Raw genomic sequence first — 21,725 nt, forward strand, 5'->3', positions numbered from 1 at the left:
ATGAAAAAGATCAGCGTCATCGGAGCCGGTGCGATCGGTGCGATGTTCGGCGGACTGATCAAACGCCACAACCCAAACCTCGAAGTCGTCATGATCGCTCGCGGTGATCATCTGGCCGCGATGCAGGACCGCGGCACCGTCGAACTGCGAGGCGATTGGGGAAAGTACGACGTGCCGGTAACCGCGTCATCAGAACCGTCCGCAATCACGGGATCGGACCTGGTGCTCTTCACCGTGAAAACGCAAGACACCGCCGCAACGGCGGAACGATTCGCAGAATCCATTGGTGACGCGGTCGTCGTTTCGTTGCAAAACGGGATCAACCAACGGATCCTTTCCAAATTTCTTCGTCCTGATCGCCTGCTGGTCGGTATGACGGCAACGAACATGGGAATCATCGCTCCCGGCGTGATCGATTGCACGCGCCGCGGTGTCAGCGTGATTGGGGCCGCTTCCGCGGACGTGCCTGCCGAGATTGTGGACCACGCCGCCCAAACGCTTAGCTCATCGGGGCTGCCCGTCGAAGCATCCGACTCAATTCTCGGCGTTCAGTACAACAAGTTGCTTTTCAATACGATGGGCTACGCATCGGTACTGTCGGCGACGGATTTCCTACGCGACGGTATTTTCAACCGAACATGGCGAACGAGCGTTGCCATGCCGATCTTAGACGAAGGGTTTCGGGTACTCGAGGCGGCCGGCATTCCGCTGCAAAAAGCGAGCGGTGGGTCGGATGTGATTCGCCTACGCCGCCTGATGCGAATGCTCGCTGTTCCAGGCCTCGACAACGTCGTGCGGATGATCGCCCGCGGGCCACTTGCTCCGCCCCGGCTGGTATTTTCGGTCTACCAAGATTTGCTCCGCGGTCGACCGACCGAAATTGAATTCGTCAACGGCGAGATCGCGCGACTCGCCAATGAATGCGGTGTGAACGCACCGTACAACGCTGAGGTCGTGCGGATGGTGCATGAGATGGAGCGGTCAACCGAAAAGAAATTCATGAGCCGCGAAGAAGTCGCCGAGCACTTTCGATCTCTTAGGCGGGATTAGAAATGCGCATCTCTGAACTGACCGGCATGATCGTTCGGCTTCGCTTGCGAAAGGAATTCAAGCACGCTTCGTTTTCTCGCTCCTGGAGCGATAACTTCATCGTTCGATGCCGGTTGGATGATGGCACGGTCGGGTGGGGGGAAGGGATTCCGCGAACCTATGTCACGGGGGAATCTCCCGAAGGAGCGATGGAACAGCTTGCGGCCACCAACCTTTCCCAACAACTCGCTGCCGACTGCAAGACCTGGCATGACGTCATCGAAATGTGCGAGGGTTATCATCCGGTTGTGCACGACAAAAACCCTCGAGGCTGTTTGGCGAACGCCCACCGATGCGCCGTTGAACTGAGCATCCTCGACGCGTATGGCAAAGCGTTTGAGTCACCGCTCAGCGACGTGACTCAACAATTGCCCATCGCCCAACCGATTCACCAGAAATCGGACTGGGTACAGTACTCCAGCGCAATCAGCACGGGACGTCCTCGCAAAGAAATGCTCAGTTCACTCGCGATGCGGATCTATGGCTTCCGACACTGCAAAGTGAAAGTCGCGATGCAACCTGACCGTGACGCGCTGCGTTTGAAACGAATGCGGCGTTATGTCGGTCGTAAAATGGATTTGCGGGTCGACGCGAACGAAGCTTGGTGTCCCGCCGAAGTGTCGAGCCGGATCGAGGAATTGGAACCGTATGGTGTCAGTTGTGCAGAACAACCGGTGCATCATGCCGACGTGGAAACGCTGGCCGCCGTGCGCAAGCAAGTTCGCACGCCATTGATGCTCGATGAATCCTTAACGAGCGAATTCGACGCTGCACGGGCGATCGAAAACGAGACCTGCGACCTATTCAATATTCGTCTGTCTAAATGCGGCGGCTTCATCTCCAGCTTGAAGCTCGCGGCGATGGCGCACAATGCGGGACTCGGCTATCAACTCGGCTGCCATCCCGGTGAATCGGGGATCCTATCGGCGGCCGGCCGGCACTTTGCCACGTCGGTCACGGCAATACGCTATCGGGAAGGCTCTGCCGACCGACACCTATTGAAGGATTCGATCATCAATGAATCCATTACGTTCGGACGTGGCGGTTGGGCACCCGCAATCACTGCTCCGGGACTCGGAATCACCGTCGACGAGCAAGCACTCTCACGTTTCGTGTTACAAAACCGCTGCTTCTCAATCGCGTGAGCACAACGAACATGACACCCCCCGATCTCAAGTATTATCCCGGTCATGATTCTCGCAAACTCGCGGCTCGGGTTTGGCACACCGAACAACCAACCGCCGACGTCATCTGCCTGCACGGAATCGTCAGCCACGGCGGATGGTACGAAGCGAGTAGTGCGAATCTGGCGTGCAACGGCATGGACGTTCACTTTCTCGAGCGTCGAGGCTCCGGCTTGAATATCGAAGCTCGAGGCGACGTCGACACGTGGACCACTTGGATTTCCGACGTCGTTGACTACATCAAACGCTTACCGTCAGACCGTCCTAAGATCCTACTGGGGATCAGTTGGGGCGGGATCCTGGCTACCTGCATCACGAGGCGACACCCTGAATTGGTGAGTGGACTGGCGTTGATCTGCCCCGGGCTGTACTCGAGCAAAGCGGCCAATCGAGTCCAGCGAGCGGCACTTCGGATCGCAGGCCTGATGGGTGTCGTCAATCGACGGGTGCAAGTCCCTTTGCAAGATCCGGCACTCTTTACCAACTCGCCGAAATGGCAACGCTACATCGAGCTTGATCCTCTCACGCTGCGTGAGATCACCATTCGATTTGCCATCAATAATCTCGCGTTATTACGAGACGCGACGACAGCCCCAGAACAAATTCAAACGCCCGTGCTGTTGATGCTGGCCTCGACCGATCCGATCACCGACAACTCAGCGACGCGGGCGTTTGTCGAGCGAATGAGCAGCGTGGAAAAGTCGATCATTGAATACGAAGGCGCCTCGCACACGCTCGAATTTGAGGACGATCCCGAACCGTACTTTCAAGACCTGTCGAAGTGGTGCAAACAGGTTGCCGAAATGGCTACGAAACCAAGCACGCAGGCGAAATAGTGGTACCGACGAAACGGTCCGTTATTACTCCAAACCGTTAGCGACCGCTTGCGATCGGGCCCACTCCCAGTTCTCCCAGGATGGCATCCGATGAACCGAGAAACGTGTGCTTGTATTGTTCTTGGGTGCCGCCTCGATCGGCGATCTTCTTGTCGCGCAACCGCCGCCAAGTCCCTGTCGGGATCGTTTTGGGCATGATCGGCAGCAACCGTTTTGTCTTGAGACGGTTTTCGTACTCGCAGTTGAGGTTCGACAATCGTGTATCGATCGCCTCGGCGAGACGTTCCACTCCCTGATCCGCCTGCGATTCGATCAACAACATGTATCTCGGCACACTCGCCATGACGGGAACGAGCATCACGGTTTCAACACTGCGATTGGAATCGACAAAGGCTTCGCGGACCGCGGTGGCAACCTGATACTCGGTGAGTTTTTCGCCGGTCATGTTGCTGCAATGCACGCCTTTGTGCAAAAACGTCAGCAATGGCGTCTGACCTTCAAACCCGACACACTCGACAACGTCATGAATGTTGTATCGGAACAACCCTCCCGAGTTCGTCAGAAGGATGTAATAGGATTGTCCTTCCTCCAACTCGTGAGCTTCGAGAATCGTGGGATCGTCGTTGCCAAATTCGGCAACCGGAATGAACTCGTAGAAATTGGATGTGTAGTCAAGCAGCCCCGCGTTGGATTCATCCTGCATCGGGATCGTCATCCGCCCCTCGCTGGCAGACAATCCATGATCACGAAACGCACAGCTACCGTAAAGTTTGCGGACATCGGGGACGAAAGCTCCTACCGAACCGCCCATCCAAACTCCCACGAGCGACAGCTCAGGCCAAAAGTCGCGAGGCAACAGATGGCCGGTGCGTTCGACGATCTGTTCGAGTTCATCGCAACGTCGCTTATTAACCGGACGAATGCGTTTTTTGAGAGACGGATTAAGTGAAATGTTGCCGTCAGCCGGCATCGTAATCGTTCCGTCGCGTAGATCGCGTAGCAAAGTTTCTTTGTGCTGATCGGCGAGTTTAGCCAAACTGATCAGGGTCAATGGGTTTGCGGTAATGATCATCCCCACCCGACGCGAGGGCAGCGACAATCGCAGCGTCGTGTACTGGCGGCTTGTCCAATCACCGATTTTGCCCACTTGCGGTGGTACGATGAACGGTCGGCGAACGACCGGGGGACGCGTCTCCGCGGCCAGACCGCTGATGCTGCCACACCACACGCCGGATTCCGTTCGGCTTTCCTGCCAATCACCAGCGAGATGGACGTAATCCTTTCTCGCCAAATCCATGTGATCGATGTGAGCCTTCAGCCCCCAAATTTTCCAGCCACGCTTGTAGCTCTTCACAAAGTCATCCGTGACCGGAATGAGCTTTGGCTTTTCCGTTGTGCCCGACGTCATCGCGAACATCAACAATCGTGTCTGGGGCCCAAACATCGCTCTCGGATTCCCATTGCGAACCTCGTCCATGTACGGGCGGAGGTATTCGAAATCGGTAATGGGAATTTGACGTCGAAAATCAGCGACGCTGCGAATCGAGCGGAGACCATGGTCTCGGCCGAACCGGCTGTCTGCGCAGATCTGGATCTTTTTCTGCAGCACGCGTTGCTGGATCTCTCGCGATCGCGCATTGTTCGCCATCATTCGTTTGACGATCAACGACTGCAGTTGGATGTACGCCCAGCGAGCATTCATAAATGGGTCTAACAGGATAGGTCAATATTCGGCGTTCAATCTGAGCTTGGCGTGCTCGCGATCTCACATCGAAGGCAGGCTGGGTTCACTGAGTAAGTCACTGATTTTCTCTGCCATGGAGAAAACGTTCGGTGCCGTCATCATCGTGAAGTGGTGCCCTGAAACCTGATGCAATCGCAATTGGACGATCTTACCCCAACCGAGATCGTCGTCGAACGAATGTCCGGTGGCGTGCGTTAGCAAACCAGTAACTTCGGGCCGCAGCATTTCTGCCGCTAGGTCACTCGGCGGCGGCTGGTAGCCCTGCAGAATCTTCACGTGCTGTTTGCAGACGTTGATCAGACGTTCCAAATACATTGGCGTCGTTTTCGCCGGCAACACACCATGATCGATCGACAACCGCAGCACGAAGTCGAGGGCATCCTTTTCGCTCAACTGATGAAGCGCCTCGTACGTGATCTCCATCGATGTGCCCGCGAAGTAATTAGCGAATTCAACGAGGTCGACCAAGAACATCGCGTTGTCATCCAGATCCACGCTCTCAAATACGACCGGTAATGGCGAATCGATCATGATCAACGATTGCACGGCGTGCTGATTCTCCTGCAGCCGTCTCGCGATCTCGTAGGCAAAAATACCGCCGGTGGACCAACCGACCAAATTGTACGGGCCTTCGGGATAAGTCTCTCGGATGATTTGGATATAATCGCTGACCAACGCATCCATCGTCTCGTGTGCCACCGAACCGGCCTGCAACCCTTGCGCACGCAGCCCATAAACTGGCCGATCTTTCATCGTCCGGGCGAGCGAGTCGTAACAACGAAGGTCACCACCAACGGGATGCAAACAGAACACAGGAGCGCCCTCGCCCTGCGTCCCGCCGAGCGACACGATTCCCGGCTTCGAACGAGGTTCAGCACGAACGGCACCCGATGAAGCTGGCTTCGCAGCCGACGCCTGATCGGTCTGTGACACCGCCGCCCCGCCCGCGTCGCTTGCCACGTCGTCGTACGCTGAACTCGCAACACGAGCCAGCGACAGCACGCTGGGGTTGTCAAACAACGCGGACATCGGCAGTTCGATACCTAGCTGCGATTCCAATTTCGAACGCAGCTCCATCCCCATCAAAGAATCGAGACCCAGCGACGCCAGTGGCTGATCGGCGTCGATCGTCTCGGCATCGATTCCCATCACGTCCGCAAGCGCCGTCGCAACAAACGACTGGAGTTCGATCAAACGCTCGTTGGGTTCAGCCGCCTTCAACCGCGCGAACAACCGTTCATCGCGTCCACCACTTGATTTCGTTTTTTCCTCGGATTCCGTGCTGCTTCGGAATGCGCTCAGCAAACTCGGTCCACCTCCGACCATCTTGCTAAGCAAAACACTCCAATTGACGTTCATGACTGCGAACGGGGTCGTGTCTTGGTGAATCGCCTGATCGAGCACGTGCATCGCGGTCTGCGGCATAAGCGGAGTCATGCCACGTTCGGCCAGCTGCCGGCGAACCTCGGGCGTCGCCGCCATCCCTTCCGCGTCCCAAGGGCCCCACGCGATCGATGTCGCTGGCATGCCCATTCGACGTCGGTGCAGAGCGATCGCATCGAGAAATGCGTTTCCGGCGGCATAATTACCTTGCCCGGGCGATCCCATTGTTCCGGCAACCGACGAAAACATCACAAAGAAGTCGAGCGGTTCACTTAACGCCAGATGCAAATTCCAGGCCCCACGGGTTTTCGGCGCCATCGCTTCATGCAGGTGGTCGAGTTCCATCGTTTGCATTAATCCATCTCGCAACACACCGGCCGCATGAAAGACGCTGCGAATGGCTGGGAACGCTGCGGGGAGTTGCTCGAGGGCGGCGGCTAGACTGCTCCGGTCACTCACGTCGCCTTGGAGAACAACGACCGAAACACCTGGAGCTTCGATTTGCGTCAGTTCCTCTTTCACGTCGTCCGCACCACGGCGTGTCAAGATCGCGAGATGCGACGCACCATGCGTGACCGCGTACTTCGCGACCTGGCGACCGATTGCTCCCAATCCGCCCGTAATCAGTACGGTACCGTCAGCGAGTGAAGCGGCGCGAGGTTCGCCAGATTGCAATTCGCCCTCGACACTCTCCGGTGCAACATCATGCTGCTTTTGTGATTGACGATCTGGGAACGAAACAACGACCTTACCGATATTCTTTCGCTGCGACATGTAGCGAAACGCATCGACGATCGCTTCGGGCGCAAACGACGTCAGTGGCAACGGCCGATACACGCCCTTTTCAAACAGCGGCCCGATCTCGGAATACAAACGCTGAATATCGTCGGGACGCTGCCGCAACATGCGGTCGAGGTCAATCGCGTGATAGGAGAGGTTGTCTTGGAACGGCCACAGCCCAATGCGACGGTTTTGGTAGATATCGGTTTTGCCGATTTCCAAAAATCGTCCGTACGCTGCCAGGATAGAAAGACTCTTGGTAATGGCCTCGCCTGGCAAGCTATTCAATACCACGTCGACACCATGCCCCGACGTGATCTCAAGTATCTCATCGGCAAAATCAAGCGTCCGGGAATCCATCACATGCTGAACACCGAGCGAACGCAAAAACTCGCGTTTCGAATCGCTACCGGCGGTGGCAAAGATCTCCGCACCAACAGCCTGAGCAATTTGAATCGCCGCCAGCCCAACACCACCGGCACCGGCGTGAATGAGCACACGTTCGTTTTTGCCCAATCGTGCCAATGAACACAGTGCGTGATGCGCCGTCAAAAAAGTAATCGGAATCGTCGCAGCGTCTTCATCAGACAGATTGTCGGGAGTCGCAACGATCGCATAATCCGCAGTCGTCGTGTGAGACGCGAAACTATACGGTGCGACGCCCATCACGCGTTGACCGGGTTGGAAACGATCGACCGCGTCACCAACTCGCGAAACCACACCGGCGCATTCAATCCCCAATGGGACGATTTCGTCTTTGACACCCGGATACAAACCGAGCGCCTTCAACACGTCACTGAAATTTAATCCGGTGCTGCGGACTTCAATCTCGACTTCATTGGGTGCAAGTGTCTTGCCACCAACGGGCACATAATGCAGTTCGTCAAAGCTCGGCGAATCGCCCAACCGGAGACTGTATCGCTCCGATGCTGGCAAGCTCTGGCGTGAACCCGGCGTGGATTGAAAAAGCTCAGGCACTCGTTCGAGACGGGCCACGTACCGACTACCGCTTCGGTAGGCAACGTGGTCTTCACCGGCAGTCTCATCGTTTTTGTTTGCGAGCAATTCGTTGCGCAATGAATCGATCGATGAGTCCGTCGACTCAGAGGAATCGAGATCAATGAATCGCAGCTTCAGGTGCGGCATCTCGACGATGGCGGTTCGCCCGAGCCCCCACAGTGACGCTTGTGATGGGATCACGGCATCGATATCCGATACAGCGTTGGCGCCGCGCGTTACCCAGTGGATTCGTCCGATCTTGACCGAGGACGTCTTTGCGAGTGTCGCCAGGAGCAGCAGAGCGTGTGAACATATCGAGTGAGCCAACTCAGCTTCGTCGGATAGATCGCCCTCCGACTTTCCGATGCCCCACATATTGACGATCGAAAACTGACCATCGGACCGTTCCCCCAGTTCGGCGAACAGCCGTTCGTAGTCATCACGCTCAAGTGGGTTGAGCACACACGAAGACGCTTTCTCGTCATCGTCTGACGACGCGAAACTGAACTCTGTCCCTGGACGCACGACGCAAACGTCGTCGCCTTGTTGCCGGAATTGGTCAGCCATTTGATCGGCCAATCCAGCCGAGTCGGCAAATAGAACCCATCGGCGAGATTGGTCACGATCGTCCGTCGCCGACGAGGCGAGCGGCGACGCTTGCCAATGCGTCTGATAGAGCAAATCTTCCGGTTTGGCTTGCCGCGATGACCGTTGTTTCGCAACCCGCTGGACCCTCGCTCCAGAAATCTCCGCGACGACTGCCCCGTCGTCAGCGAGCAACACGATGTCGGCGTCAAACGTATCCGTCGCGCTGGCGGCATTCGATCCGCGGGTATAAACCCACAGCGGCCCCGCCGGGAGATCGCGATACACACGCACGCGTTCGGCATGAGTCGGCAAAACCAAATCCGCAACCGACTCGTCCTCGGGATCGATCACGACACCGGCGATCGATTGCAAACAACCGTCCATGACGGCGGGATGCAGGATGTAGTCGCTGAGATCTTTCTGCAGCGGCTCGGAAAGCTGCATTTGGCACAGACATTCATCCGCGCCGGCATGCAACTCAGTCACGACTTGAAACATCGGCCCGTACTGCAATCCGCACGCGGCCATTCGTCGATAGAAAGATTCACCATCGATCCGGTGTGTCATCCGCTGCATGATCGCTGCAGGGTCCATCGCATCGGGCACGCTATCGGTTTCCGCAACGTTGTTTAATGTCCCCGAGGCGTGCAGTGTCCACGATTCGGCGACGTCCTGATCGTTGGCGTAAGGACGGCTATAAATTTCAATCGACCGTTCACCACGCAGGTCGGGACCAACATGCAATTGAACCGTACGCCGATTCTCGCCCGTGAGCACCAACGGTTGGTCGATGGCGAGATTGGTCAGATGGTGCGCACCAGCGCCGAACAGCTCCCTCGCGATCGCCAGTGACTGTTCCATGTACGCGGCCGCCGGCACGACTGGTGTTTGATCGAGACGATGATCATCGAGGAAAGCCGGATGTTGGGCCTCGAGTGTTTGTTGAAAGATGGTCTTGTCGCCCGCCATCGGCAATCGCATACCGACGAGTGGATGGGTTTCCCCCGTCGCGATCGACAACACCGCATTCGTCCGACGATCTTGCCAATGCGACATATCGTACCAATGTCGCTGCAGTTCGAATGGATACGTCGGCAGAACCACTCGCTTACGACTAAACGGTTTATCGAACGCTTTCCAGTCGACATTGACGCCGCGAACGAATAACTCGGCGACGCTCTCGTTCATCACGTCCCAATCATCTCGACCGGCACGCAACGAAGGCAACCAAGCGATCGGTTCGCTGCTCCACATCCTGCTCGCCAAACCACAAAGCGTGGTTCCCGGTCCGATTTCGATCGCCGCCTCGAGCGGAAATGCCTCGAGTGTTCGCGTCGCGTCAACGAAACAGACCGTGTGCCGAAGGTGGCTTCGCCAGTACGAAGGTTGGCAAACCCGATCGTCGAGTTTCTTTCCGTCGTGGCTAGAGATCAACGTGATCTTCGGACTTTGGAACGTCACCTCGCTGGCAAAACGCTCGAACTCATCGAGGATCGGATCCAATAGCGGCGAATGCATCGCATGCGAGACTTCGAGTGCTCGCGTCTTCACGCCGGCGGTTTCGAACTGACTCAGCAAATCGGTAACGACTTCCGTCCGTCCGGCAATCGTAACGCTCTCGGGTCCGTTATGCGCCGCGATCGCGACATCGCATTCATACGGCAAAATCAGGTCGACGACACGTTCACGGTCGGTAAACACGACAGCCATCGATCCGTCTCGCGGCAGACTCTGAACCAATCGCCCCCGATGGGCGATCAGGGTCAAACCATCACGGAGCGAAAACACACCGGCTTCGCACGCGGCGACGTAGTCGCCAATGCTGTGGCCGAGCATCACGGTCGGCTCGATACCGAACGAACGCCACAACCGCGACATCGCGTATTCGATCGCGAATAGTGCAGGCTGTGTGTACTGCGTTTGATGAATTAACGGCTCGTCCGATTGGTCCTCGTAGAGCACGTGCAACAATCGGTGCGGCAACAAGTCGGCGAGAATTTCATCGCACGCCTCCAACGCTTCACGGAAAACCGGATGCGTCTCGAAGAGTTCTCGGCCCATCCCGGGCGACTGGGCACCCTGGCCAGGAAAGAGGAACGCGATCTTGCGCCGACGGTCGCCTTTGACCGCCGCTTGCTTGACCCGCCGGGAATTCTCGCCCGATGCAAAGGTGGCAAGAATCTGTTTCAGTTCAGCCGCGTCACCCGTCGAGACGGCGAGCCGATGTTTAAACGCCGCTCGGCCCACGGCAGCGGTGTAGCAAACATCGGCCAAAGGATAGGATGTCGTGTCGGTAATCGACTCGCTGAAACGCCCCGCCAGGTTCCGCAATTGTTTTGGTGATTTCGCTGAGAGCGTCAGCAGATGCTTGGGCCGATCGACCTTGTGTTCAGCAGCGTCTGTCAATGTCCCCCGACCATTTGACGCGCTGTCCACTTCGGCAGCACGTGCCGCTTCGAGGACTAGGTGCGCGTTCGTTCCGCCAAAACCGAAACTGCTGATCCCGGCGATCGCCGCACCTTTGACGCCGTTCCACCGCATCATTTGCTGCGCCACCTGCAATCGGCTTTGGTCGATTCCGGCGTGTGGATTGAGTTTTTGAAAATGCGTTTGAGCGGGAATGGTCTGATTGCTGAGCATCAAAACCGTCTTGATCAGGGACGCCATCCCGGCGGCGGTCTCGGTGTGCCCGATGTTGGCCTTGACCGAACCGAGATAACACGGCTGTTCCCCTTCGGCTCCCCGAGCACGAAACACTTCCGCAAGTGCACCGAGTTCGATCGGATCGCCCAGCGGCGTCGCTGTTCCGTGCGCCTCGACGTACGAAACATCATCGGGGCTGCACCGCGCATCACGCAGCGCGCGACGAATCACCTCAACTTGCGCAGTCCCACGTGGGGCCGTGATTCCGGACGTCAGTCCGTCTTGGTTGACGGCACTGCCGCGGATCGTTGCCAGAATCATGTCGCCATTGCTGACGGCGTCGGACAGTCGTTTGAGAATGACGATGCCACACCCTTCACCGCGGACATACCCGTTGGCTTGGTCGTCAAACGGTCGACACTTGCCATCGGGTGACAACATATGAGCTTGCGTAAACGCGAGCGTCGTTTCCGGAGTCAGAATCGCGTTGACTCCACCCACGATCGCAGCATCACACTCGTTGCTGCGCAGGCTACGAATTGCCAAGTGCGCAGCGACTAACGAAGACGAACAGGCGGTGTCGATCGACATACTCGGACCACGTAGATCCAACGTGTACGAGAGCCGGTTGGCCGCGATGCTCAGCGCGTTGCCTGTTCCCGAATAGGCGGTGATCTGTTCGAAATAATTGTCCAACTGCACCGGGATTCGTGAATAGTCGGTACCGCCGACGCCCACGAAGACCCCCGTCGACGACTCGCGTAGGCTGGTTGGAGAAATGCCCCCAAACTCGAGAGCCTCCCAAACAACCTGCAACAGCAACCGGTGCTGGACGTCCATCTTCTCCGCTTCCCGCGGTGAGATTCCAAAAAACGCCGCATCGAAGAGGTCGATGTCATCAAGAAATCCCCCCCAACGCGTCGTCATTTTCCCCGGCGTCTTGCCGGTAGCGTCAAAAAACGCGTCCACATCCCAACGAGACGCCGGGATCTCACCGGTCATGTCTAAACCGTCGCGGATCAATTGCCAGTATTCTGCAATGTTGGCCGCCCCAGCAAAACGGCATCCAAGCCCGACGACCGCGATGGGTTCGGCGATCCGGTCGGACTCGCCCATCGCTTTTTTAAGGAGTGCTAGTTTCTCGGGAGATAATTTGGCCATTCGCTCCGAGGTCGAACTCATTGACGAGGCTCCGTCTGGTCTTGTGCAGCGAGCATGGCGGCGGCGGCACTGTCTGGCATCTGCTCGAGTTCCGCCAGCAGTTGGTCAAATTGATGATCGCTCAGCTCATCCATGGCGTCGGCTTCGGCGTCCGTGTCAGATTCATGATTGTTCGCGGAGCTACTCTCCTTGCGTCGCGTGATCATGTGGGCGAGATGACGCGCCAAAGTAGACGGGCTGGGATAGGTCCACGCAATCGTCGGTGACAATTTCAAATCGAGACCGCTCTCAAGCTGCGCGATCAGTTCCATCGACGCGAGCGAATCAAGCCCGTAGTCCGCAAACGGTCGATGCGGGTCGAAATCGGTATCGTGCGCGTCGGATTCCTGTCGCAACCAACGCGTCAACAACGTCTCAATCTCTTCACCCAGTGTTTCCGCGTCGTCAATCTCTGACAAGCTAAACCACTGGGTCAGATCGGCGACGCTTGACTGCCCATTGGTGCCTTCTTGTGTTTTCGTTGCTCCCGCAGTTGACGCAAACGACCACTGACAGACGCTTTGCAATTCGCCACGGCGATATTGTTCCCGGATGTCCGCGTATCGGACCTTGCCGCTCGTGGTGCGTGGCAACGTTCCCATCCGAATCAAAATCACTTCATGGACGAATACATCATGCTCCGCCGTCACATTGCGGCGAATCTCAGGGATAATCGCTTCACGCTCAGCATGCGAGGTTCCGCGATCCACCTCCTGCACGAGGACCAAGTGACTTCCACCATCATTTTCAACGAGGAACGCACCGCCTCCACCGGGAATCAGCTTCTCGTGCGAGTTCTGCACAGTCGCTTCCAAATCATGCGGATAATGATTGCGCCCTCGAATAATCAACAACTCCTTGCGGCGACCGGTCACGTACAGCGAACCGTCTCGGATAAAGCCGAGATCACCGCTGCGGAGATACCCGCCCTCACCGGAATCGGCGAGCTGACCGTTGAAGGTCAAGGCGGAATCTTCTGGACGGTCGTGATAGCCACGAGCAACGTGTGGGCCACGTATCCAAATCTCGCCGACACGGTTCTCACCGCACGGCAAACGGGTCTCAGGATCGACGATCAGCACCTCTTCATTCATCGGTGGACGTCCGCAATTCACTAACTCGATCGGCTGACTACGGACCATTCCGTCGTGAGCGTCATCCAACGATTCTACCGCATTGGGGTCCGCGATGGTGACATGCCCTCGTTTCTGTAGGTCCTCAGGATCGACGACACACGTGGCTAGTTTGCCGGGACCGTGGCCGCCGGTAACCAGCAGCGTCGCCTCGGCGAGTCCGTAACAGGGATAAAACGAGGAGTCCGAAAAACCATACCGTCCAAACTTCTCGGCGAACCGTCGCATCGTCAGCGATCGAATCGGCTCGGCACCTGAAAACGCAACCCGCCAACTGCTTAAGTCAATGTCTTCGATTTCGCCGGGTTTAATCTTCTTCAAACACAATTCATAGGCGAAGTTCGGCGCGCCACTGACAACCGCGCGGTAGTTGCTGATCGTACGTAACCAACGAGAAGGACGCTGCAAGAACGATAACGGCGACATCAACACCGTCGTCCCGCCGACATACAGCGATTCCAAAATACCGCCGATCAATCCCATGTCGTGATACGCGGGCAACCAGGAAACACCGACCTGCGCAGCCTCACACGAAAGCCCAAACCCCTTACGAATCATTTCGAGGTTGTGCATGATATTGCCATGGCTCACCACGACACCACGCGGATCTTTGGTCGAGCCAGAGGTGTACTGCAGGAACGCGGTATTCGACGGACCGATCTCAGGCATTTTCCACTGCGACGCCGACGCCGAACCGACCTTGCTAATGCTCAGCCAATTCTGGCTCCCCAAGTGTCCGGAATTCTCCGAATCGGTCTGTAATTCGACAACTCGCTGAGTCGCCAACATCGCCGCAGGACGCGCGTCGTCGACGATCGCCGACAGACGTGCCGAGGGACGCCGCGGTTTGGGATAGGTCGCCGGAATTGCCAACACGCCAGCGTAAGCGCAACCTAAAAACGCCTTGATAAAGTCGAGGCCGGGCGGGAAGACCAATGCAACGCTATCCCCAGGATTGACTTGATTCAATAACCCCGCTGCAATCTGCCGCGCCGCTTGATCCAGTTCATTGTAGGTAAGTGTCGCGGAATCGATCTCGTCTTCTAAAAACCGAAAAGCGAGACGGTCGGGAAACGACCGGCTACGCGACATCAAAATGTCGACCAAAGTGGTCCCATCGTGCCCCTCGGCGCGGGGAAATTCGTCTGGAGGAACACTATTCATCGCAAAAAAGTTCTTGGCGAGTTCAAACGATTAAAACAGGTGCTCAAATCAACACCTTTGCGATAAACACGATCGCAATCCTACTGGACAACTTGCCCCGATTATCTCTTGTATCCGTCATATCCTGGGCAGCAGAACAACATCCCCTAGCTTATGCACTTTAACATCCTAGTCTAGACATTCCGTGCTAAATTGGGTTTTTCCGATGCGGCATCCTCCAAACATTCCCCCCAGAAGAGTTTACCGTTGTAATCAATCAGACGTGTCCTTCCGAGAGGCCTGCCCTGGCGTAAAAAAAGAAACTCTTACTGTCTTATTTCAACCTGGTAAGCGTGTCATGGCAAACGGCGTGCCCTTGGTGACAACGGAAGATGGCACCCTGACAAAAAAATCTGAACTCAACTGCCGATACAGAATCGTCGAGCCGGGGCGGGTTATTACGGGTTTTGAGCCTACGCAAGCCGCGAGCGATAGAATGCCTACCCTTCATGCCGGGGAAACGCGGAATCCACGCCGATAAGGCCATGAGGCTGCTGGTGAAACGTGGGTCAGCCTGGGCGGTTCGCTGGAAATCGCCACTGTAACATCGTCACGCACGCGGGAACGTGGGAAAGTGGGAAACTCCGGGGATCCACCTGCTGGCGAAAATAGCCACGTGTGACCGGCGGTTCACGGTGCTTCTTGCGCAAAGTGCCGCTGCCCGGTTGGGGGACGTCGATTGTTTTAGTGCTCTTTTTAGCGGAACGGCTCGAGCCGTCTGGTCTCGCGTTACCGGACGGCTCGCGCCGTTCCGCTACTTTTGAAATCCCGCAGTAATTAAATCGACGTTCCGAAACCGGGAAGCTCAGGCCGTAACCAGTTCGAGGGACACGGAATCTTCCGTCCGACACCATTCAATCAGATGGCTGGCAAGGCTTTCGCCCACTTTCTGCTCATCGCCAGTGACCACGTGAGCTCCCCCGTCCACGAAATCCCCGGTATGCCGCTCGTAACGCGCCCTAACGATCACGTGAGCCTGTGGCGACTCTCTTCTGACGTGCTCCAGGACGGTGAGGGCGGATCTGTGATGAGGAAGCGTGATCACGACGGCTTTGCATGCGTGGACTCGGGCGTGTTCCAAGACCTCGCTTTGCGTCGCGTCACCGACCTCGCCGACAAACCCGAGCTGCCGTGCCTTGCGAGCGCCGTCTTGGTTTAAGTCGATGACGGTAACTCTCAAGCCCTGGTCCACCAACGGCCAGGACGCGATCTGCCCCGCTGGCCCAAAACCGATAATCATGACTTCCGGAGCCGAAGTTGCCTCGAAAGATTCGCGGGCGGGAGCAAAATCAGATCGAAATAGCTGTGCCACATAATTTCCGACCTCAGCGGCCGCCGGAACCAAGAATGCACTTAGAAAGAACGAAACGATGGCGACCGAAACGACCAGCGCGTAGAGATCCTCGCTGACAACGCCACTGACTCGCCCGATGCTCCCCAACACAAAGGCAAACTCGCCGACCTGGGCCAGACAAACCCCGGTTGCAATCGCCACCCGCGTTGACTGTCCGAGCAACCGAAAACTCGCCCAAGTGACGAGCAGCTTCCCGATCGTGATGAGCACCACGACCAACCCGACGATGTACCAGTTTTCCAGAATCCACAACGGGTCGGCCACCATTCCGGCCGCCCCGAAAAAGAGCGTCAGCAGCACGATTCGAAGCGGCGAGATGTCGGCACGAATTTGAGTCGCAAACGCGGAACTGCCCAACAACATCCCGGCCACAAAAGCACCGAGTGCTGGGGAAATCCCCACAAAATTGGACGCCCACGCCGCTCCCAATCCCGCCACGACCGCAAACACCACCGTCAGCTCGCGGTTGCGTTGCAACGTCAACGTTCCCAACGCGACCACCGCGATCTTATCCAGTACAAGTAGCCCCAGAACCAGACCGCTCGCCATCGCCGATAGCCTGCCGAGCTCCCATGCGATTTCAGTGGGCGTGCCCTCTCCACCGAGGATGGTCATCATCAACGCCAACGGCACCACCGCGATGTCTTGCGTCAACAAGACGCCCAAACTGTTTCGTCCGTGTGGCATCTCGATCTCGCCGCGTTCCATCAAAATGCGTAGGACCACGGCAGTACTGCTTAACGCGATCATCGCACCAAATGCGATCGCCTCACGGATCGAAAACCCAAAGGGATACACCGCCGCAGCCGCCAATACGATCGTGAGCACCACCTGAAGAACACCGCCAAGCAACGGCTTCGAACCGAGCTTACTCAGTCGTTCGATCGAAAACTCCAACCCAAGGCTGAACAACAGCAAGGCGACACCGAGTTCGGCAATCGCTTCGATCTCGTGCTCCGAACTGATTACCCGAATGCTGCCGGGACCACCCAGAACCATGCCGGCCAAGAGATAGCCGACGAGAGGACTTTGACCAAACCGGGCAAACAGACCTCCAATCAGCAACGACGCTCCCAGAAGGACAACGATGTTCCCAAGAATTGGCCAGAGCTCCATCAATTCCTCCTGAGTGCGAAATGCAATAGCGTGCGAGTCGGAAAACTCTATCTGCCAACAATGGCGGCAGCATAGAGTTACCGAGCAAATCACGCATCCTCAAGATGACAGCAAAAAACATTCCTTCGAACGCTGACAATGTCTCCGTCAATTACATGCACCGGAAAATGGCACTCCTCAGACGCAGCTAGTTTTCGGTGACCCAAATGTTGCGGTATTGAACCGGATTGCCGTGACTCTGCACGTAGATCGGTCCTCGCGGTACTTCCGCACGTGGACCGCTGGGGCCACCACCGGTGCCTTCGGGCAAGGGAACATCGTCGTGGATCAACATTCCATTTTGATGCACCGTCATCCGAGCATCCGTCACCTTCATACCGTCTTCGAAGCGAGCGGCGGTGAACTCGATATCAAACGACTGCCAACTCAGCGGCGGCAAACACATGTTCGTGTCGGGCGCCCGGATGCCGTAGATCGCCCCACACCAAGTGTCCGGATGCTTCATGACGCGATCGATTTCCCAACGATCCGGTGCAAAGTCCACCCCGAAGGTGTCGCATACCTGCACCTCATAGGCTCCCACCGCAAAGACGCCACTATTCCCGCGGCCTGGATGGGCCAACGGCAATTCCGGCTTTAGCGGAATCGAGCACTCGAAGTGCAATCGAAAATCTTGAAACTCTCGTTTCGTTTTGGCCCCCGCTTGAAGCAAGCCGTTTTCAACTTTCCCAAACGCCCAATGCTCTTTTCCCGATCCATCGAATAAGACAATCGCGTTACTCGGTGGCTCAGGAAAATCGAGTGAGGCCGATCGATCCACCTTGCGAAACCCCTTGAGCCGCTGCTTGACCGCGTTCGCATCTAACCACTCATGCAAGATCTTGCCACGATCCCAACCGGCACCAGGCAAACCGCCCCGATAGATCGAAAGGTAGTACTGCCCCTCGCACGGCACGACTTGGATCGCGTCGTCGCCACGAACGTATTCACCAAGAAGAGCGAAGCCGGGAAACTCTTTGGCTGCCGTTTTCGCGTCTGTCCAAATTGGTGTTTCGTTCTCCGGTTTCCCCGCGTTCGCTTTCGTCGCCTTGGCCTGCACCAATTGATGAGTAGTCCGACCCCGCGAGTTCAAGACCTCCATGTACTCGTTTCGCATCTTTTCCACCCGCAATTTTTGTTCGGGTGAGTGAATGGCGTTGAACTGGCGTTTCTCCGCTGGGCGATACATCACCTCTTGCGTCGAACCGGCTTGCTGCACGAGGAGGGCTCGCGGTTGAATATTTCCTGTCGCGACCAACAGCGGCATTAGGTTTTTGGAACCCGCAAATCGGCCCGCCACATCACGCCCGCTCGCACGAATCGCTTTGTCGACGGCCAAACCGCCGTTGTCCGAGTTATTCGGATGTCGATCAACAACGGCCTCAGCCCCGAGAGCGAAATCTCCGACCAACACGATCAAAAGGAGACATGCCAATATCGAAAAAGACGTTTTCATGGAGAGGGTCGCTTCATTTCGTGATGTCTGAACGGGAGGCTCAGTCTCGAGCCGATTCTTGGTGCGCTTGGTAAAACGACGTGGCTGCTAATCAAATGTGATCACCAGAGGAATCTGAATATTGAAGGAATGGCGGACGTTGTTTTCGTCGATCGTGTCCGCCGCACATAACAACGCGACGGGCTTGCCGTTTTCAACATACACCTGAGGGCGTTCCAAGTGATCGAACTGCTGCACCTCTCCATCCTCCCACTCGACCTCCCGCTGTGAAATTTCGTGATGCTTACCAGGCTTCCAGTCCAATCCATCGAGAGAGTCGTAGTGCACCAATGAAAACAGTCGCCTGCCGCCCTCATGTTTGATTCGCTTCACAATCGCGCGGTACTTCCCGTCCTGAAACCAGATATAGGGATCCTCGGCAGGAAAACGTTCTCCTTCAAAAACAAAGACGGGCTGCTCCTGCTTAACAAACGGGCCTGTCGGGCTGTCCGACGTCGCGACACAGTGAACAACCGGCCCACCGCTGGGTAATGGATGTTCCTGGCCAACGGCTTTGTAAACGATGACATAACCACCGTCAGGACGCTGACAAATGGAAGGATTCGACGTCATTAGCGAATCCAGCGCAGTTTGCTCGGGACTGACATCAATCAGCGGCTGGTCCGACCGAGTCCAGGGACCATTCGGGCTGTCGGCAACGGCGACACCAATGCGTTGGTTATTACGATGCTGCCAATTGAGCAACTGTTTGCCGGGATGACCGACGATCTCACCGTCGCCAGTATTTCCCATGTAGTAGAGATAGTACTTGTCTCCAAATCGGTAGACGGTCGGATTATGGGTACACCATCCGTCCCAATAGTCTTTGTCACGACGCGGCAAGGCAATGTTTTGAAACTCAAACGGTCCGAATGGGCTTGCCGACACCGCGTGCGCGATTTCCGAATCGGTGACCCAAGCCCAACCAAGATCCTTTGGCCATCGCGAATAAAACATGTGATACAGGCCGTCATCGCCACGAACGAGCGAACCGCCCCAATGACTCATCGTGTCGCTGCCAAAGACCGACTTCCGCCGCACCTTTCCGAACTCGATTTTCATATCGAGCGTGGGTACTAATCCAGCCGGAATTTCAAGGCGTTTGTCATCGCTACCGATGGCAAACTCGCTGACAGCAAACTCGTTTTCCTTTTTCCAATTCACTTCCAAACGGCGATCACCGAGCACGATGTTGCCGAGCTTCCTCCGGAAGAAATCAGCCAACCCGATATAACGTTCATCATCCGCGACATTGACTCGCTCCTTCGGATCCGTTCGCAAGTCGAACAATGCCATCTCGACTTCTTTCGGAGCCGCGTCGAGTGCCCAACGAATCTTTTCATTCACTGAGTAGCCCGCTCCAGCTTTCCCGTTTTTGAACCGCGTCCGCATTGAAAAGGCAAAGTCTTTCGAGCGAATGTAGGCACGTGGCCCATACACGTGATTCATCTCGCCGAGCACGTAGTCTCGTTTGGTGGCATTACCCGCCACCGTGTCCTGCAACGGCTGTCCATCGAGATGGGCAAACTCGGGGCGGGTAACATCCAACCCCGCGGCTGCATAAAACGTAGGTGCGAAATCAACGAACTCGACAAAGTCCTCACACACGGTCCCCGGAGGAAACGCTTCGGTGTCCGACGAGACGACGATCACGGCGTTATGGTTGGAATGGTCGTAGGGCCCGAACTTTGACTCGATACCTTGCTCACCCAGATGCCAACTGTGATCGCCGCACACGTAAACGATCAGGTATTCACGCTCTTGTTTCTTGCTAGACGTTTTGAACGCGTCGACAGCTTGACCGACCATGGAGTCGCCAAACGCACAAAACGCGTAGTAATCACGAATCGCCTGCTGCTTTTCCGCGGGCTGCAAATCGTCAAATCGATTCTTCGTGTGTAGCGTTTTCAGTTGCGGAGGTAGCCGCTTGAGATCCTTAAGGTCGAACTCCGGGACTCGATATTGCTTCCCAGCGAATGCATCACGAAACTCTTGCGGCGGCATCACGGGGGTATGTGGGAAGTGAAACCCAAGATTCAGAAAAACCGGCTGCTCAAGCGACGCACCATCCGTCTGGAGGCCGTAGCCGGTTTCGTATGCTTGCCCCGCATGTTCTAGATAATGGACAAACTCAGCGACCGTGCAACCATCGAGCGTCTTGTCGGACGGCTGCGAGTTTCGGCCACCGATAATATGCCCGGCGGAAGTGGAGTAGAGCAGGTCTAATTCCTCTTCGATCGCTTTCTTCTTTGCCACATCCTGTTCGCTCACTTCGCCATCGATCAAGTAAGATTCATAGGAACCGTCAGCGCGATAAAACCGCTCTTCCGTTCCCACCACGGTACTTTTTCCGCTGATCTTCGCCCGACGCTTCTCTTTGCTCCAGTCCGTCAGCCCGTTGCGTTGCAAGTCATTCTTGGCATCAACTTCAAAATCCCAGAAGCCCAGTCCGTTCCAGGTCAGCCCTGGGCCCCAATCAAAAATGTAATACCCGGACTTGCCGAACAACGCCGCCTGATAGCCTTGATCTCGCATGACCTCCGGGACAACCGGTTTGAACGTCGAGACCGCGTTGTGAGTTTGTTCAAATCCATAGATGCCATTTCGAAACGGATAGCGACCGGTGATCATCGATCCGCGTGACGGCGCACATCCAGGCGAATTGCAGTAGGCATGCGTGAACATGACCCCAGTTTTGGCGAGCATGTCGACATTTGGAGAGGACACATACCCGAGTTCGCTTTCGCTCGTTCCACGTGTCGCTCGGTTGAAACAAGCCAACGAATCAGGACGCTGGTCATCCGTGATGACCCACAGAATATTCGGCAATTCGTGTGCCTCGTCTTCCGCGTGCGAGTGAACGCCAGAGCACAAAACGGCGACAAGCATCATCGATCGACAAAGGGTGTGAGTCATCGCTTGCCTACCAAATGAAAACG

9 protein-coding genes are annotated in these 21,725 nt (G+C 56.3%); 3 read left to right on the forward strand and 6 right to left on the reverse strand.

Going from position 1 to position 21,725, the window contains the following annotated elements:
* Genes NB063_RS00815 through NB063_RS00825 form a run of 3 tightly spaced genes read left to right on the forward strand, consistent with a single transcriptional unit; the run spans position 1 to position 3,109 of the window.
* On the forward strand, positions 1-1,050 hold the full coding sequence (locus NB063_RS00815; protein WP_250926826.1) for a ketopantoate reductase family protein: 1,050 nt from the start codon (positions 1-3) through the stop codon (positions 1,048-1,050).
* 2 nt (positions 1,051-1,052) lie between these two features.
* Entirely contained in the window at positions 1,053-2,234 is a 1,182-nt protein-coding gene (locus tag NB063_RS00820; protein ID WP_250926827.1) for an enolase C-terminal domain-like protein, read from the forward strand.
* Between the two features lie 11 nt (positions 2,235-2,245).
* On the forward strand, positions 2,246-3,109 hold the full coding sequence (locus tag NB063_RS00825) for an alpha/beta fold hydrolase (protein ID WP_250926828.1): 864 nt from the start codon (positions 2,246-2,248) through the stop codon (positions 3,107-3,109).
* A 37-nt stretch (positions 3,110-3,146) separates the two neighbouring features.
* On the opposite strand, the gene NB063_RS00830 is transcribed toward NB063_RS00825, so the two are convergent.
* From NB063_RS00830 to NB063_RS00855, 6 genes are all read right to left on the reverse strand, one after another.
* The gene (locus tag NB063_RS00830) at positions 3,147-4,811 is read right to left on the reverse strand and encodes a GH3 auxin-responsive promoter family protein (RefSeq protein ID WP_250926829.1); all 1,665 of its coding nucleotides are present in this window, start codon (positions 4,809-4,811) and stop codon (positions 3,147-3,149) included.
* Positions 4,812-4,874: 63 nt separating this feature from the next.
* Positions 4,875-12,428, reverse strand: coding sequence for a type I polyketide synthase (locus NB063_RS00835; RefSeq protein ID WP_250926830.1), 7,554 nt, complete (start codon positions 12,426-12,428; stop codon positions 4,875-4,877).
* Positions 12,425-14,743 (reverse strand): AMP-binding protein, encoded by a 2,319-nt coding sequence (locus tag NB063_RS00840; RefSeq protein WP_250926831.1) that lies wholly within the window; start codon positions 14,741-14,743, stop codon positions 12,425-12,427. The genes NB063_RS00835 and NB063_RS00840 overlap by 4 nt, the downstream gene beginning before the upstream one ends.
* Positions 14,744-15,587: 844 nt before the next feature.
* Entirely contained in the window at positions 15,588-17,252 is a 1,665-nt protein-coding gene (locus NB063_RS00845) for a cation:proton antiporter (RefSeq protein ID WP_250926832.1), read from the reverse strand.
* Positions 17,253-17,439: 187 nt separating this feature from the next.
* Complete coding sequence (locus NB063_RS00850; RefSeq protein ID WP_250926833.1) at positions 17,440-18,747, reverse strand: 3-keto-disaccharide hydrolase; 1,308 nt, start codon at positions 18,745-18,747, stop codon at positions 17,440-17,442.
* An 87-nt stretch (positions 18,748-18,834) separates the two neighbouring features.
* Positions 18,835-21,702, reverse strand: a complete 2,868-nt coding sequence (locus NB063_RS00855) for a sulfatase-like hydrolase/transferase (RefSeq protein WP_250926834.1) — start codon at positions 21,700-21,702, stop codon at positions 18,835-18,837.
* Positions 21,703-21,725 lie beyond the last annotated feature (23 nt).

It is taken from the genome of Aporhodopirellula aestuarii, assembly GCF_023701485.1.
GTDB lineage: Bacteria > Planctomycetota > Planctomycetia > Pirellulales > Pirellulaceae > Rhodopirellula > Rhodopirellula aestuarii.